This window comes from Candidatus Methylomirabilota bacterium (assembly GCA_035936835.1).
Classification (GTDB): domain Bacteria; phylum Methylomirabilota; class Methylomirabilia; order Rokubacteriales; family CSP1-6; genus AR37.
Window position 1 is genome coordinate 1 of sequence record DASYVT010000226.1, and the last position, 15,212, is coordinate 15,212.

18 protein-coding genes and 2 pseudogenes are annotated in these 15,212 nt (G+C 68.0%); 18 read left to right on the top strand and 2 right to left on the bottom strand.

Annotation, left to right across the window (positions count from 1 at the left end):
• Positions 1–503: 503 nt before the first annotated feature.
• The 11 genes and pseudogenes from ffh to VGV06_20610 all read left to right on the top strand — a co-directional run bounded on the left by ffh (position 504) and on the right by VGV06_20610 (position 7,128).
• Complete coding sequence (gene ffh / locus VGV06_20560; GenBank protein HEV2057534.1) at positions 504–1,847, top strand: signal recognition particle protein; 1,344 nt, start codon at positions 504–506, stop codon at positions 1,845–1,847.
• Positions 1,848–1,868: 21 nt separating this feature from the next.
• Complete coding sequence (rpsP, locus tag VGV06_20565) at positions 1,869–2,120, top strand: 30S ribosomal protein S16 (GenBank protein ID HEV2057535.1); 252 nt, start codon at positions 1,869–1,871, stop codon at positions 2,118–2,120.
• Positions 2,121–2,125: 5 nt separating this feature from the next.
• Positions 2,126–2,653 (top strand): ribosome maturation factor RimM, encoded by a 528-nt coding sequence (rimM, locus tag VGV06_20570; GenBank protein HEV2057536.1) that lies wholly within the window; start codon positions 2,126–2,128, stop codon positions 2,651–2,653.
• Positions 2,650–3,396, top strand: a complete 747-nt coding sequence (trmD, locus tag VGV06_20575; protein HEV2057537.1) for a tRNA (guanosine(37)-N1)-methyltransferase TrmD — start codon at positions 2,650–2,652, stop codon at positions 3,394–3,396. Before rimM ends, trmD begins: the two co-directional genes overlap by 4 nt.
• A gap of 13 nt (positions 3,397–3,409) precedes the next feature.
• Positions 3,410–3,784: a 50S ribosomal protein L19 gene (gene rplS / locus VGV06_20580; protein ID HEV2057538.1), complete on the top strand. Its 375-nt coding sequence runs from the start codon at positions 3,410–3,412 to the stop codon at positions 3,782–3,784.
• A 33-nt stretch (positions 3,785–3,817) separates the two neighbouring features.
• Positions 3,818–4,432: pseudogene (locus VGV06_20585) on the top strand (ribonuclease HII).
• A 3-nt stretch (positions 4,433–4,435) separates the two neighbouring features.
• Positions 4,436–4,819: a YraN family protein gene (locus VGV06_20590; GenBank protein HEV2057539.1), complete on the top strand. Its 384-nt coding sequence runs from the start codon at positions 4,436–4,438 to the stop codon at positions 4,817–4,819.
• A gap of 60 nt (positions 4,820–4,879) precedes the next feature.
• A complete protein-coding gene (locus VGV06_20595; protein HEV2057540.1) occupies positions 4,880–5,530 on the top strand; it encodes an isochorismatase family cysteine hydrolase in 651 nt (216 codons plus the stop codon).
• Between the two features lie 76 nt (positions 5,531–5,606).
• Positions 5,607–6,536, top strand: coding sequence for a dihydrodipicolinate synthase family protein (locus VGV06_20600; GenBank protein ID HEV2057541.1), 930 nt, complete (start codon positions 5,607–5,609; stop codon positions 6,534–6,536).
• A gap of 44 nt (positions 6,537–6,580) precedes the next feature.
• Positions 6,581–6,842 (top strand): annotated as a pseudogene (locus VGV06_20605) (DUF4160 domain-containing protein).
• 4 nt (positions 6,843–6,846) lie between these two features.
• On the top strand, positions 6,847–7,128 hold the full coding sequence (locus tag VGV06_20610) for a DUF2442 domain-containing protein (protein HEV2057542.1): 282 nt from the start codon (positions 6,847–6,849) through the stop codon (positions 7,126–7,128).
• 22 nt (positions 7,129–7,150) lie between these two features.
• Here VGV06_20610 and VGV06_20615 read toward each other — a convergent pair whose 3' ends face one another.
• On the bottom strand, positions 7,151–7,852 hold the full coding sequence (locus tag VGV06_20615; protein ID HEV2057543.1) for a lysophospholipid acyltransferase family protein: 702 nt from the start codon (positions 7,850–7,852) through the stop codon (positions 7,151–7,153).
• Positions 7,853–7,990: 138 nt separating this feature from the next.
• Here VGV06_20615 and VGV06_20620 point away from each other — a divergent pair, with 138 nt between their 5' ends.
• The 6 genes from VGV06_20620 (at position 7,991) to VGV06_20645 (ending at position 13,979) form a co-directional block, all read left to right on the top strand.
• Complete coding sequence (locus VGV06_20620) at positions 7,991–9,310, top strand: glutamate-1-semialdehyde 2,1-aminomutase (GenBank protein ID HEV2057544.1); 1,320 nt, start codon at positions 7,991–7,993, stop codon at positions 9,308–9,310.
• A 23-nt stretch (positions 9,311–9,333) separates the two neighbouring features.
• A complete protein-coding gene (locus VGV06_20625; protein HEV2057545.1) occupies positions 9,334–10,644 on the top strand; it encodes an ABC transporter substrate-binding protein in 1,311 nt (436 codons plus the stop codon).
• A gap of 92 nt (positions 10,645–10,736) precedes the next feature.
• Entirely contained in the window at positions 10,737–11,441 is a 705-nt protein-coding gene (locus VGV06_20630) for an ABC transporter ATP-binding protein (protein HEV2057546.1), read from the top strand.
• A complete protein-coding gene (locus tag VGV06_20635) occupies positions 11,441–12,148 on the top strand; it encodes an ABC transporter ATP-binding protein (GenBank protein HEV2057547.1) in 708 nt (235 codons plus the stop codon). Before VGV06_20630 ends, VGV06_20635 begins: the two co-directional genes overlap by 1 nt.
• 5 nt (positions 12,149–12,153) lie before the next feature.
• Positions 12,154–13,026, top strand: a complete 873-nt coding sequence (locus VGV06_20640) for a branched-chain amino acid ABC transporter permease (protein HEV2057548.1) — start codon at positions 12,154–12,156, stop codon at positions 13,024–13,026.
• A 2-nt stretch (positions 13,027–13,028) separates the two neighbouring features.
• Entirely contained in the window at positions 13,029–13,979 is a 951-nt protein-coding gene (locus VGV06_20645; GenBank protein ID HEV2057549.1) for a branched-chain amino acid ABC transporter permease, read from the top strand.
• A gap of 3 nt (positions 13,980–13,982) precedes the next feature.
• Here the strand turns inward: VGV06_20645 and dut are convergent, their stop codons facing one another.
• The gene (gene dut / locus VGV06_20650; GenBank protein HEV2057550.1) at positions 13,983–14,411 is read right to left on the bottom strand and encodes a dUTP diphosphatase; all 429 of its coding nucleotides are present in this window, start codon (positions 14,409–14,411) and stop codon (positions 13,983–13,985) included.
• A gap of 84 nt (positions 14,412–14,495) precedes the next feature.
• On the opposite strand from dut, the gene VGV06_20655 reads away from it, so the two are divergent.
• The gene (locus tag VGV06_20655) at positions 14,496–15,206 is read left to right on the top strand and encodes a magnesium chelatase domain-containing protein (GenBank protein ID HEV2057551.1); all 711 of its coding nucleotides are present in this window, start codon (positions 14,496–14,498) and stop codon (positions 15,204–15,206) included.
• Positions 15,207–15,212 lie beyond the last annotated feature (6 nt).

The window sequence follows — 15,212 nt, forward strand, 5'->3', positions numbered from 1 at the left end:
GGCCGGTTGACGGCGGGGGTGTGCCAGCCTATGATGCCGCTCAGTCGGGCGGGCGTGGTCGGCGCGCGAGGAGGCTGCTCATGTGCGCTGTGGCATCGGCTCCCCGGGGTGGCCGGTGTCTGAGTATGGGCGATTATGTCAGGGGTGGGGCTCACGGACGAGGCGACCGCGCCGCCCGAGGGGGCTAGTGTTGGCTACCCTCCCGGACAACGCGGGAACCGCTGACGGAGGGCCTACCTGGTTGATCTGATAACCCAATCGGGTACGGTACAGGGGGGCTGGCCCCTTCGACGCCTGGCCAAAGGTGCGCCAGATAAAGGCCTTGTTCGGCCGGCGGCTGGCCGAGATCCCTTTTTAATGGTGACCAAAGGGCGGATATGTCGACCCTGGCCAGGCCCCCAGGGATTTGAGGAGTGCGTCGGAAGTATTGAAATAGGCTTGACTTTCTCCATCTCGATCAGTATCCTTTAGCGTTTCCTGGAGGGTACTTCAGAGCCGACGCCATGCTCGACAGCCTTACTTCGCGACTCACGGGTATCTTTGACCGGCTCCGTGGCTACGGCCGGCTGACGGAGGAGAATATCCAGGAGGCCCTGCGCGAAGTGCGCGTGGCCCTCCTCGAAGCCGACGTCAACTTCAAGGTCGTCAAGGGCTTCATCGAGCGAGTCCGCGTCAAGGCGGTGGGCCAAGACGTGCTCACGTCGCTCACGCCGGGGCAGCAAGTGGTCAAGGTCGTGCGCGACGAGCTGGTCGAGCTGCTCGGCGGCTCGGGGCATCGCCTGGCGATGGCGTCTCATCCGCCCACGGTCATCATGCTGGTCGGTCTCCAGGGCTCGGGCAAGACCACCTCGGCCGCCAAGCTCGCGCGGCACTTCCAGAAGCAGGGGCAGCACCCGATCCTGGCCTCGGCCGACGTCTACCGCCCGGCCGCCATGGCGCAGCTCCGCCGCCTGGGCAAGGACCTGGGCATCCCCGTGCTTGGGGAAGAGACGCAGAAGCCCGCAGCCATCTGCCGCGCGGCGCGCGACGAAGCAGCCCAGCGCGGGCTCTCGCCGCTCATCCTCGACACGGCGGGGCTGCTGCACATCGACGAGGTGATGCTGGACGAGCTGCGGGTGATCAAGAAGGACGTGGCGCCGCACCACGTGCTGCTCGTGGTGGACGCGATGACGGGCCAGGACGCGCTGACGGTGGCGGAGAAGTTCAACGCCGCGGTGGGCATTGACGCGGTGGTGCTGACCAAGATGGACGGCGACGCGCGGGGCGGCGCGGCCCTGTCGGTGCGGGAGGTAACGGGGCGGCCCATCGCGTTCGTCGGCGTCGGTGAGAAGACGGACGCGCTCGAGCCCTTCCACCCCGACCGGCTCGCGCAGCGCATCCTCGGTATGGGCGACGTGCTCTCGCTGGTCGAGAAGGCCCAGGCCCACGTGGATGCTTCCCAGGCCGAGGAGATGGCGCGGAAGATCCGCGAGGAGAGCTTCTCCCTCGAGGACTTCGCCACGCAGCTCAAGCAGCTCCGCTCCATGGGACCGCTGGGGCAGATCATGGAGATGCTGCCGATGTTCAAGGGTTCCAAGGGCATGCCGAAGGAGCTCAAGGGCGAGGAGAAGAATCTCAAGCGCTTCGAGGCGATCATCGGCTCGATGACGCCGGACGAGCGCGTCAAGCCGGCGATCATCAACGGCAGCCGTCGCGCGCGCATCGCCAAGGGCAGCGGCACCCAGGTGGCCGACGTCAACCGGCTGTTGAAGCAGTACGCGCAGCTCAAGCAGATGATGAAGGGCCTCAAGCAGATGGAAGGGCGCATGGGCAAGTTCAAGGGCGCCATGCCGTTCTTGCCTAGATAACCACACGAAAGAGGTGAACAGGTGGCGGTGCACATCCGACTGAGAAGGACCGGGACGACACGGAAGCCGGCCTACCGCGTGGTGGTGGCCGACTCGCGCGCGGCGCGCGACGGGCGCTTCATCGAGGTCATCGGGCATTACAACCCGCTGACCAAGCCGCCGACCATCAAGATTTCCGCGGAAAAGGCGGCGGAGTGGATCAAGAAGGGCGCGCAAGCGTCGAACACGGTGAAGCACCTCCTGAAGCACGCCGCGAAGGCCGCCAAGGCGTAGCGACGGTGGCGCCCGGGCCCGCTCTCGTCGCGGTGGGAGAGGTACTGAGACCCTGGGGGCTCCAGGGCGAGGTGCGCGTCAAGCCGCTCACGGATCGCCCGAAGGAGCGTTTCACAGGCTTGAGCGAGTGCGTGCTGTGGGAGCCCGTGCCCGACCGGCGGGAGCCCTGCCGCATCGCCTCCTGCCGCTTCGAGGGGGAGACGGTGCTGGTGAGGATGGAGGGCGTGACCTCGCCGGAGGATGCCCGGCGGTTCACGGGACGGCTGCTCGCGGTGGCACAGGAGGACGTGCTGCCGGCGCCCGAGGGGCACTTCTACCCCTGGGAGATGGCCGGCGCGACGGTGCAGACGCGCGACGGGCGGCGCGTCGGAGAGTTCGTGCGGGTGGAGGGCAGCGAGGGTCAGCCGCTGTGGGTGGTGGCCGAGGGCGGCCGCGAACACCTGGTGCCCGCGGTGCCCGAGATCGTGGTGGAAGTGAACGTGGCGGAGCGGCGGATTGTCATCGACCCGCCGGAGGGGCTCTTGGAGCTGTGAGAATCGACATCGTCACGCTCTTTCCCGGGATGGTGGAGCCGGCGCTCAGCGACTCCATCGTGGGGCGCGCGCGCGTGCGTGGGATCGTGGACATCCGCGTCCACAACCTGCGCGACTCCGCCCCGGGCAAGCACCGCGTGACCGACGACACGCCCTTCGGGGGTGGCGGCGGGATGATCATGAAGCCCGAGCCGCTCGCGGCGTGCATCGAGACGCTCAGGACCCCGGGAGCGCGGGTCATCCTGCTCGACCCGGCGGGGCGGCGCTTCACCCAGGAGGTGGCGGCCGAATACGCCGCGCTGCCTCACCTGGTGCTGGTGTGCGGGCGCTACGAGGGCGTGGACGAGCGGGTGCGCGAGCGCCTGGTGGACGAGGAGCTGTCCATCGGCGACTACGTGCTGTCGGGCGGCGAGGCGGCGGCGCTGGTGGTCAGCGAAGCGGTGACGCGGCTTCTGCCCGGCGCCTTGGGCGACGAGGGGGCGCCGGCGCGGGATTCGTTCTCGCGGGGGCTGCTCGAGCATCCGCAGTACACGCGCCCCGAGGTGTTCAGAGAGTGGGCAGTACCGGAGGTTTTGCGCTCGGGCGACCACGCCCGGATCGAACGGTGGAAGCGCGTCATGTCCGTCTGGCGGACGTGGCAACGGCGGCGGGATCTGCTGGAGACGGCGGACCTCTCGCCTGAGGAGCAGAAGTGGGTAGCGGGCTTCAGCCAGGGCCGGCCGCCCGAGGACTATCTCGAGTAAGGAGCCACGAATCATGCAAGCCATTCGCATCGTCGAAGCGGGACAGCTGAAGAAGGACCGGGCGGGCCTCGCGCCCGGCGACACGGTCCGGGTGTCGGTCAAGGTGGTCGAGGGCGAGAAGGAGCGGATCCAGGTCTTCGAAGGCGTGGTGATCCGCAAGCGCGGCGACGGGATCAGCGCCTCGTTCACCGTGCGGCGCATCTCGTATGGTGTAGGCGTGGAGCGCACATTCCCGCTGCACTCGCCGCGGATCGACAAGATCCAGGTGATGAAGCGCGCCACCGTGCGGCGCTCGAAGCTCTACTACCTGCGGGATCTCGCCGGCAAGGCGGCGCGCTTGAAGGAGAAGCGCGCCGCTGTTGTGCCGACATCGGGCGAGTCGGAGTAGCGGGAGACATCGGCCACGGGCGCGCCCTATCGCTTCGAGCAGGCGGCTTGGCGGCGCGGCCTCACGCGTGTCGCCGGGCTCGACGAGGCGGGGCGAGGCCCGCTGGCGGGGCCGGTGGTGGCGGCGGCGGTGGTGTTGGAACCGGGCACGCGGATCGACGGCGTGGACGACTCGAAGCGGTTGACGCGGGCCGGTCGGGAAGAGCTGGACGCCGTCATTCGCGCCCGCGCGATGGCGGTGGCAGTCGGGCTGGTGGACGCGGCGACCATCGACCGGGTCAACGTGCTCGAGGCGACGCGGTGGGCCATGGGGCGGGCGCTCGCGGCGCTCGATGTCGAGCCGGAGCTGGTGCTGACGGACTTCGTGAAGCTCGAGGGGCTGCGCTGCCCGCAGCGCAACCTGGTCAGGGGAGACCAGCGGTCGGCTACGGTGGCCGCCGCATCGATCATAGCCAAGGTGACGAGGGACAGAATGATGACAGAGGCGGACCGGGAGTACCCGCAGTACGGCTTCGGGCGGCACAAGGGCTACCCGACCGCCGACCATCGGGCCGCGCTGCTGGCTCACGGGCCGTGTCCCTTGCACCGCCTGAGCTTTACAGGCGTCGCACAACCGGATCTGTTCGAATACGCGCAAGGCAAGGAGTGAACCGTGCCGATTGACACGAGGAAAGCCACAGGCATCAAGGGTGAAGAGGAGGCGGCCCGCTTCCTGACACGCTGCGGGTACGCCATCCTCGAGAAGAACGTCCGCACGCGCGTCGGCGAGATCGATCTCGTCGCGAAGCATGGCAAGACCCTCGTCTTCGTCGAGGTCAAGACGCGCAAGGACATCGAGAACGCGCCGCCGCCCCAGGCCGGCGTCCATACGCGCAAGCAGAACAAGCTCGGCAAGCTGGCGCAGAGCTACCTCCGCTCCAAGCGCCTGCGCGAGCAGCCCTGCCGCTTCGACGTCGTGGCCGTCGTCGTCAACGACGAGGGCGGCGTAAAAGCCATCCGCCACATCCCCAACGCTTTCTCTGTTGCCGCGTGGTAGTTCGAGGCGCAGCCGAAGGCGAGCCGAGAGCTGAGTAGAACGTCGGCCCCACGGTCCCGCATGGACCGCGCGGAGGCCTTTGAAGCGGCGCTGAGGCTGGCGCCGGGGAAGACGGCGCTGGTCGTGGTGGACATGCAGCGCGGCTTTCTCGACCCGGGCGTGGCGATGGAAGTGCCGCCCGCCCGTGACATCATTCCCCGGATCCGCACCCTCCTCGACCTCTTCCGCGAGAAACGCCTGCCCGTCGTCTTCACAGAGTTCACCTATTCCGAGCGGGCGTCTCTCCTGGTGGGCGAGCTGCATCCCGAGCATCGCAAGGCCGCCCCGGGCGCTCCTCGCGGGTTCGGCATGCCTTCGTCCTCCTGCCTCGAGGGCGAGGCCAATCTCCGCGTCGTGCCCGAGCTCCAGCCCCGCCCGGACGAGCTGGTCGTGACCAAGTTCCACTACGACGGCTTCAACGGGACGCCGCTGGACGCTGCGCTCCGCGCCCGCGGCGTCACCCATCTGGTGCTCACGGGCACGATGACAGACATCTGCGTGCTGGCAACGGCAGTCGGGGGCATGAACCGCGAGTACCGCATGACGGTCGTCGAGGACGGGACGGCCACCCTTTGGCCCGAGATCCAGCGCGCCACCCTCGACATCATCCGCCGCGCCTATGGCCGCGTCCTCACCACCAAGCAGATCGCCGACGAGATCTGCCGGTGGTAGCGCGAGGCGCAGCCGCAGGCGAGCCGAGCAACTCACGTGGTAGCGTCGGCTCCCGGGGCATGGTAATTTCGTGGCCATGAACAACGGCTACCGCTTCTCGGGATGCATCCCGGCGAACCTGCTTCCCTTCACCGCCGACCTCGCCATCGACGTGGCGGCCTACAAGAAGCACCTGCGCTGGCTGGCGGACACGAAGGGCGTGACGGCCATCGTGGCGAACGGCCATGCGGCCGAGGTGTCTTCGCTCTCCCGCGAGGAGCGCAAGCGGGCGCTGGCCTTAGCAATCGAAGAAGTGGGCGGCAAGGTGCCGATCATCGCGGGCGTCTACTCGGACGGCACGCACGAGGCGATCGAGCTGGCGCGCGACGCCAAGGCCGCGGGCGCCTCGGGGCTCCTCATCTTCCCGCCGACCATCTTCATGTGGGGCGCCCAGGTAAAGCCCGACATGGCCCTGCGCCACTTCTCGATGCTGGCGGACGGCGTGGACCTGCCGCTCATCGTCTTCGAGTACCCGCCCACCTCGGGCATGGGCTACTCACCCGAGACGCTCGGCGAGCTCTGCAAGATCCCGAGTGTCGTGGGCGTCAAGGACTGGTCCAACGACATCGTCGCCTACGAGAAGAACCTGCGCGCGCTCCGGGCCTCGGGGCGCCCCGTCGCGATGCTGTCGTCCTTCACGATGTCGTTGATGGCGAGCTTCTGCCTGGGTGCCGACGGGTGCATCTCGGGCATGGGCAGCGTCGCGGCCGACCTCCAGGCCGAGCTCTTCACCGCCGTGAAGGCGGGCGACCTCGTGCGTGCCCACCGCGCCAACGAGCGCCTGGCCCCGCTCGTAAGCGTGTTCTACGCGCCGCCCTTCGTGGACATGCACAACCGCATGAAGGAAGCGCTTGTCCTGCTCGGCCGCATCCCAGCCGCGCACGTGCGGCCGCCGCTCACGCCCGTCTCCGACGACGAGCGTCACCGCATCCGCCTGGCGCTGAGGGCCTCCGGACTGTCTGCCTAACGTATCGGTACACCGCCAAGCTGCGGGGACCATGGAGCGGGTGGGTGCCTGAAATCAGCAGGTTCTTTGGCATCATCATCGCCATGTTCTACAACGATCACGCGCCACCACATTTCCATGCGCGCTACGGAGAGCAGCGGGCGATAATTGGCATAGACTTTCTGACGGTGTTGGGCGGCCGCCTGTCGCCGCGGGTCCTTAGGATTGGTGATGGAGTGGGCATCGCTTCATCAGGAGGAGCTGCGGGAAGATTGGCGACTGGCCGAGCGACAGGCGCCGCTCAGGTCCATCGCGCCATTGGAGTGATGCCATGATGAAGGATGTGGTCGAGGCCAAGCCGCTGGACGGCTTCCGGTTGCACGTGCGTTTCGAGGACGGTGTGGAAGGTGAGATTGATCTGACCGGTCTCATCCGCTTCGAAGGAGTGTTCGCTCCCTTGCGAGACCCGGCACGGTTTTCTGAGGTCCGGGTGCATCCTGAGCTCGGAACCGTGTGCTGGCCTAACGGAGCCGACCTCGATCCCGATGTACTGTACGTTAGGATCTCCGGCAAGCCCATTAGACTTGCTCCTGAGGAAACTCGTCCCTTCTGAAATCACGGGGCGGCCTGCTCGGCTAAGTCCCTGCCGCCGGGCGGCCGAGCTCGGCGATCTTCTCTATCAGCCGGTCGGCGATCTTCTGCCAGGTCTCCTTCGTGTTCGGCAGCGCGCGCAGATCGTCCACGCTGAACGGCGGCCCGATCACGATGTCAACGCGCTTCCCGATGCGCGGGACCACCGACCCGATGGGCAGCACCTGGTCGAGCCCGCGGTGGAAACACGGCACCACCGCGGCGCCGGTCTCGTAGAGCACCCGGCCCACGCCCGGCCGGCCGTGGCCCAGAGTCCCGTTGCGAGTCCGCGTCCCCTCTGGAAAGGTCCGCACGCAGCCGCCCTCCCGGAGCGCCGCGATGATCCGGTCCATCGCGGGCTGGAAGATCCCCTCGCCGCGGCGGACCGGAATGCACTTCATCCGCCGCATGAACCAGCTTATCAGCCGGCCCTTGAAGAAGTTGCGCTCCTCGGGAACGTGATACGGGATGAAGTCGTACTCCCAGAAGATGCGCGGCCAGAAGATCAGCGTGTCCACGAGGCCGTCGTCGAAGATGGTGACGTGGTTCGAGACGAACACGAGCGGCAGGCGCGCACCCTGGAGGTGATGCTTGCCCACGATCCGCGTCCGGTTCAGCACCCGCATCAGGACGGTGCACACCGGCACCACGAGCAGGCAGGTTAAGCACCAGGTGACGACACGGTTCAATCTCTCGCGGATGTCCATTGGGAGGGCCTGACCGAGCGGACAGTAGCCGGGGCGGGCCCCGGCGTCAAGCCGCCCGGCTCCGGCCGGGCGCGCCTCCGGGCCGCCCCTGGGCCGCTTGCGGGGCCGGGCGCCTTGCGGTATAAGGGGGGCCACCCGATGGCGCCCCACAATCACCCGACGTCACGGACTCCCGAGGAAACCGCGCTGCTCGGAACGGCTCAGCGCCGCTTCCCCGGCGGTGTGCTCAGTGGCTACTACGCCCCCGACGATCTCCAGTTCGTCGTCAAGGAAGCCCGCGGCGCCCACCTCTACGACTTCTCCGGGCGCGAGTACCTCGACTACCTCCTGGGGTCGGGCCCCATGGTGCTGGGCCACGCCCACCCGGCGGTGATCGAGGCCGTCCAGGCGCAGCTCAGCCGGGGCACGACGTACTTCCAGCTCTCCGAGCCCGCCGTGGCCCTGGCCGAGGAAATCTGCCGCGCCATGCCCTGCGCCGAGCAGGTGCGCTATACCTCCTCCGGCAGCGAGGCGACGTTCTTCGCGCTGCGCGTCGCGCGGGCCTTCCGCAAGCGCGACAAGATCCTGAAGTTCGAGGGCGGCTTCCACGGCACCCACGACTACTCCCTGATGAGCGTGGGGCCGAAGGCGCCCAAGGCCTTCCCCGCGCCCACGCCAGACTCGGCCGGCATCCCGCACGCCATCAGCGACGAGGTACTGATCGCGCCCTTCAACGACCTGGCGGAGACCGAGGCCATCATCGCCGCGCACCACGAGAGCCTGGCGGCCGTGATCATGGAGCCCTTCCAGCGGCTGATCATCCCGGACAGGGGCTTCCTGGCAGGCGTGCGCGAGGTCACGCGCCGCTACGGGGTGCCGCTCATCTTCGACGAGATCGTGACAGGCTTCCGCTTCGCCTACGGCGGCGCCCAGGAGTACTACGGCGTCGTGCCGGACCTCGCGGCGGTGGGCAAGATCATCGGCGGCGGCTTCCCGCTGGCGGCCGTGGTCGGGCGCGAGGAGATGATGCGGCACCTGGCGCCCGCCATGGAGACCGCGGGCGAGTTTGTCCAGCAGGCGGGCACGCTCAACGGCAACCCGGTTGCGGCGGCCGCGGGGCTGGCGACGCTCGCCGAGCTCCGCAAGCCGGGCGCCTACGAGCGTCTCTTCGCGACCGGCAACCGCGTGAAGACTGCGCTCGCGGAGGCCGCAAGGCGCGCGGGCTTCCAGGCGCAGGTCGCGGGCGAGGCGCCCGTCTTCGAGATCTACTTCACCGACCGCCCCATCACCGACTACCGGGCCACGCTGACGGCCGATCGCGCGCTCCATGCCGCGTTTACCCGCGCGCTGCTCGAGCTGGGTGTCGTCAAGGCGGCGCAGAAGATCTACGTCTCCCTCGCCCACACTGAAGAAGATATCCAGCGAACCGTCCAAGCATTCACCGCGGCTTTCGAGGCCGTGGCCGAGCAGCGACCGTAACGCCCACAAGGAGGGCAGAGACCATGGCGGAGAAATGGACAGAGGAGAAATGGGCCCAGGCTGAAGACTTCTGGTACAGCGGCAAGACCACCCGGCGCCGGTTCATCGGCTTCGGCGCCGCGGCGGCAGGCGCCCTCGGCGCCACCGTGGCCGTGCCCGCGTGGTGGAGGGACGCCTTCGGCCAGGCCAAGCCGTTCAAGGTCGGGACGCTGCAGCCGCTCAGCGGCACGGCGGCCGCGGGCGGCAAGACGGCGCTGGTCGGCGTGCAGATGGCCGTGGACCGCATCAACAAGTCGGGCGGCCTCAACGGCCGGCCCATCGAGCTTCTCATCGGCGACTACGAGTCCAAGCCCGACGTGGGCCGGCGCAGGGCCGAGAAGCTGGTGATCGACGACAAGATCGACGCCCACGTGGGCGGCTACCTCTCCAACGTCTGCCTGGCCTGCATGCCCGTCTACGAGGAGCACAAGGTCCTCAACATGGTGAGCGTGTGCCTGGACACCACGATCACCACCACCAAGTGCAGCCGCTACACCTTCCGGCCCTTCGACTACGCCCCAGCCCAGGCGGTGGCGTTCGCGCCGCACCTGGTCGGCAAGATGGGCAAGAAGTGGCACATCGTCTACCTGGACTACGCATGGGGCCAGACCACCCGTGACGCCTACGTCGAGCAGATCAAGAAGGCGGGGGGCGAGACCGTCGAGACGACCGGCGTCCCGCTCGGCACGGCCGACATGACGGCCTTCCTCTCGAAGATCACCGGCAACTTCGACGGCCTCTTCGGGATCCTCTTCGGCGGGCCGGCCGTCACCTTCGTCAACCAAGCCTATGACCTCGGCCTGACCAAGAAGTACAAGCTCGCGGGGGACGGCGCCGTGGCCGAGTCGACTCATCTAGCCGCGCTCGGTCAGAAGGTCGAGGGCTTTGTGGGTGTCAACCGGTACGTCCCGGTCCTCGACGCGCCGCTGAACACGCCGTACCACAAGAAGTTCTACGACGACGCCGTCGCGCGGCTCAAGGCGATCGACCCCTCGGGTCCCAAGCCCGACCGCTACGTGCAGTCCAACTTCGAGGCCACCAACTTCCTCAAGCTCGGGATCCAGAAGTCCGGCTTCCGCGGCCGCGAGGACACCATGAAACTCATCGAGGCCCTGGAGGGGATGGAGGTCAAGGAATCCGACGACTTCCCGCAGGGCGACAAGACGCTGCGGAAGGAGGACCACCAGGCCTTCGTCCGGGAGTTCATCTTCGACATCAAGGACAACAAGCACCGCATCCTCGCGACGGTCCCGAAGGAAAAGACCGTCGTTCCCCCGAACTGCAAGTTCGCGTAGTGACCGCTGACCGCTCCCAGGAGACGGCGGCCCCGGCCGGTAACGGCCGGGGAGCCGCCTCCGGCCCCATCCTGCGCACCGAGGGGCTGACCATGCGCTTCGGCGGGTTGACAGCCGTCAACAAGGTCAGCATCGCGATCGAGCGCGGCGAGATCCGGGCCATCATCGGCCCGAACGGCGCGGGCAAATCCACCTTCTTCAACTGCCTGACGGGCGTCCTGCGGCCGACGTCCGGGCGCATCGTCCTGAACGGCGAGGACGTGGCCGGGCTGCCGCCGAACGAGGTCTCGCACAAGGGTCTCGCGCGCTCCTACCAGATCACCAACATCCTGCCTGGCGCCAGCGTTCTCGAGAACGTCCGCATCGCCGCGCAGTCGCGCCGCCACGCCTGGAACATGGTGCGCAACCGCTTGTCGTTCCCGGACGTCATCGACCGGGCCCGCGCGGTACTGACCTCCGTCGGCCTCCGCGAAGACGAGGACGAGCTGGCGGCCAACCTCTCCCACGGCGCCCAGCGCAACCTCGAGATCGGCATTGCGCTGGCGACCGAGCCCCAGCTCCTCTGCCTCGACGAGCCCACCGCGGGCATGAGCGTCAGCGAGACCCGCACCACGGTCGAGCTGGTACGGCGCATCGCGAAGGACCTGACCATCGTCATCGTCGAGCACGACATGGAGGTGGTGATGGGGCTCGCCAAGACCATCACGGTGCTCCACTACGGCGAGGTGCTGGCCGAGGGCACGCCGGCCCAGATCCAGGCCAACCCGCGGGTCCAGGAGGTTTACCTCAAGACGTGATGCTGGTTCTCGACGGCGTCCACACGTACTACGGCAAGTCCCACATCCTCCACGGGGTGTCGATCGAGGTCCGGGCCGGGGAGGTCGTGGGGCTGCTCGGCCGGAACGGCGTCGGCAAGAGCACAACGCTCAAGACCGTGATGGGGCTCGTGCGCCCGTCGGAGGGCAGCGTCACCTTCGAGGGGCGCGAGATCGGCGGCATGGCGTCCCACCACGTGGCGCACCTGGGCATCGCCTGGGTACCCGAGGACCGGCGCATCTTCCGCCTCCTGACCGTCATGGAGAACCTGCGCACCGGACTCGACCGCCCGGGCGTGACCGAGGCCAGGCGCACGGCGCTCCTCGACAAGATCTACGCCTCGTTCCCGGTGCTGGCTGAGCGGCGGAACCAAGCCGGCGGCACGCTCTCGGGCGGCGAGCAGCAGATGCTGGCCATCGCGCGGGCGATGATGCTCGAACCGAAGATCATCCTCCTCGACGAGCCGACCGAAGGGCTCATGCCGCGCATGGTCTCCCAGATCCACGAGATCATCGATGTGCTCCACCGCGATGGGGTGGCGATCCTCCTGGTGGAGCAGAACGTGCCGCTGACCCTCGAGGCCTCGGACCGCGTCTACATCATGGAGAAGGGCGTGGTCCGCCACCATGCGCCAGCGGCCGACCTCCGCGCGAACCACGCGGTCATCCACCAGTACCTGGGGATCTGAGCGCCGTGGGCCTCCCGGTCGAGCAGATCCTCATCCAGACCATCAACGGCCTCGTCAACGGCATGATCCTGGCGCTGGTGGCCTCGGGGCTGACGCTCATCTTCGGGATCATGGACGTGGTGAACTTCGCCCACGGCGAGCTCGTGATGCTCGGGGCCTTCGTCGGCGCCACCACCCTCGGTGTGACGGGAAACTTCTGGCTCGCTCTCATGGTGGCCACGCTCGCCATCGCCGCGTTCGGGGCGATCCTCCAGGTGAGCACGTTGCGGCCGCTCCTCGGCCGCGACCCCCTGACGACGATTCTCGCCACGTTCGGCATCTCCCTGGTGCTCCAGAAGTACGCGCTCTGGCAGTGGGGCCCCTCGGCGCGGAAGCTCCAGGAACCAATCACGGGGCAGTTTTCGCTCTTCTACCTGCAGTACCCCTGGTACCGGATCGCCACCGCCCTGATCTCCGCGGCCATCATTGGCGCGCTCTACCTCTTCCTCAAGTACGGAAAGTACGGCATCTGGATCCGCGCCGCCATGCAAGATCGCGTCATGGCTCAGGCCATGGGCATTCCGGTCCCGTCGCTTTACACCGCCGTCTTTGCGATCGGAGCGGGGATGGCGGCCGCCAGCGGCGTGCTCTTTGGACCCCTGGCCGGCGTCACCCAGAACATCGGCGCCGATTTCACAGTGCGCGCCTTCATCGTGGTCGTGGTGGGCGGCATGGGCAATCTCGGCGGCTCGATCCTCGCGTCCATCTTCATCAGCCTGCTCGAAGCCTACGCCTCGCTGATCGTGAGCCCCTCCCAGGCGGTCATCGTCTCCTTCGTGGCCCTGATCCTCACGCTCCTCTTCAGGCCGACCGGCCTCTTCGTGCCGACACCCAAATAGCCATGCGACGTTCCGCCGCCGCCTACTGGATGGGCTTCACTGTGATCCTGGCACTCCTGGTCGTCGCCCCGCTGGTGCTGCCGGAGTTCTGGCGGCGCTTCGTCACCGAGATCCTGATCTGGGGCCTGCTGGCCATGTCTTCGGACATCCTGATCGGCTACACGGGGATGATCTCCTTCGGCCACTCGGCCTTCTTCGGGCTGGGGATGTACGGGGCGGCGGCCGCGCTGATGATCGTCAAACCCGCCAACCTGTGGCTCGCCCTGCTCGCAGGTCTCGCCGCCGCTGCCGTGGTGGCCAGCTTCGTCGCCTTTTTCGCCACACGGCTGCGGGACATTTATTTCGCGATCACGACGCTGGTCTTCTCGCAGATCTTCTACGTCATCATCTTCACCTGGACGGAAGTGACAGGCGGCGAGAACGGGCTCAGCTTCGCGCGCCCCGCGCTGTCCATTCCCGGCCTCTTCTCGATCCCCTTCACGACGGAGACCCTGCACTGGTTCGTCCTCGGCGTGGTGACGATCTCGTACCTCCTGCTCCGCCGCGTCACCCAGTCGCCCTTCGGCATGGTGCTGCAGGCTATCCGAGAGAACGAGCCGCGGGCGCGGGCCATCGGCTACTCCGTCGAGCGCTACAAGATCGTCGCCGTCATGCTCTCAGGGCTCTTCGCGGGACTGGCCGGCATCCTCTACGCGTTCCAGAACAAGTTCGCGGCGCCCGACTTCGTGTTCTTTCTCGTCTCGGGCGAGGTCGTGATTTTCAACGTGATGGGCGGGATGGGCACGCTCGTCGGCCCCATCGCGGGCGCGGCCTTCTTCCTGCTTCTACGCGAAGGCCTCTCGCGCTACTTCACCGAGTACTACCTGATCCCCGTCGGCATCATCTTCACGGCCATGGTCATCTTCATGCCCCAAGGACTCCTCGGCTTCGCCAAGCGCCGCCTGAACCAGTAGGCGTCAGCTCCCCGTGCTGCCGAAGCCGCCCGCGCCGCGTGCGGACTCGGGCAGCCGCTCCACCTCGACGAGGCGCGCGTGCGACACCGGCTGGATGACCAGCTGGGCGATGCGCTCACCGCGCTCGATGCCGACGGCCTCGGCGCCGTGGTTGATCAGCAGCACCTTCAGCTCGCCGCGATAGCCCGAATCGATGAGCCCCGGCGCATTGAGCACGGTCACGCCCTTCTGCATCGCCAGGCCCGAGCGCGGCAGCACGAACCCCGCGTGGCCCTCGGGGATGGCGACGGCGAGCCCGGTGGGGACGAGCCGCCGCTCGCCGGGATCGAGCGTCACGGCCTCCGAGGCGCGAAGGTCGAGCCCCGCGTCACCCGGCCGAGCAAAGGCGGGCAGCGGCAGCTCGCGATCCAGCCTGACGGCGGCGATGTCCACGGTGAGGCGAGATTAGCAGAACCGGTTCGCCTGTATCCGTTTTGAGTCGTTGACGGACCGCGGGCCCGTCCCGACACTGGCGCCATGCTGGCCCGGGTGCGCTCGGCCACGGTTTTCGGCATCGAAGCTGCCGACGTCTTCGTCGAGGTGGACGTGGCCCCGGGCCTGCCGTCCTTTACGACGGTGGGCTTGCCGGATTCGGCCGTGCGCGAGAGCCGCGACCGCGTGCGCGCCGCGATCAGGAACGCGGGGCTCGACTTCCCCGTGGACCGCATCACGGTCAACCTCGCCCCCGCCGACCTCCGCAAGGAAGGCGCGGCCTTCGACCTGCCGATGGCGCTCGGCATCCTCTCGGCCACGGGGATCGTCAAGCCAGGGCTCATCGAGAACGCGATCGCCCTCGGCGAGCTCTCACTCGACGGCCATATCCGGCCGGTCCGCGGCGTGCTGCCGGTGGCGCTCCACTGCCGCCGCCGCGGCGTCCCGCGGCTTCTCGTTCCGGCGGGCAACGCGGCCGAGGCCGCCGTCGTCAGCGGCGTCGGCGTCATCCCGCTCGCCACGCTCCACGACGCCGTCGAGTACCTGAACGGCGAGCGCGACATCCCGGTTCACCGTCACGATTCCGACGGCTGGAACACGAATACGGAGCCCGACGATCTCGATCTCGCCGACGTGCGGGGCCATGCGTGGGCCAAGCGCGCCCTCGAGATCGCCGCGGCGGGCGGTCACAACCTCCTGACGTGCGGTGCAGCCGTCAGCGGGAACGTCGCCAGGCACTATCCCCTCGATTTCTAGGTGTTC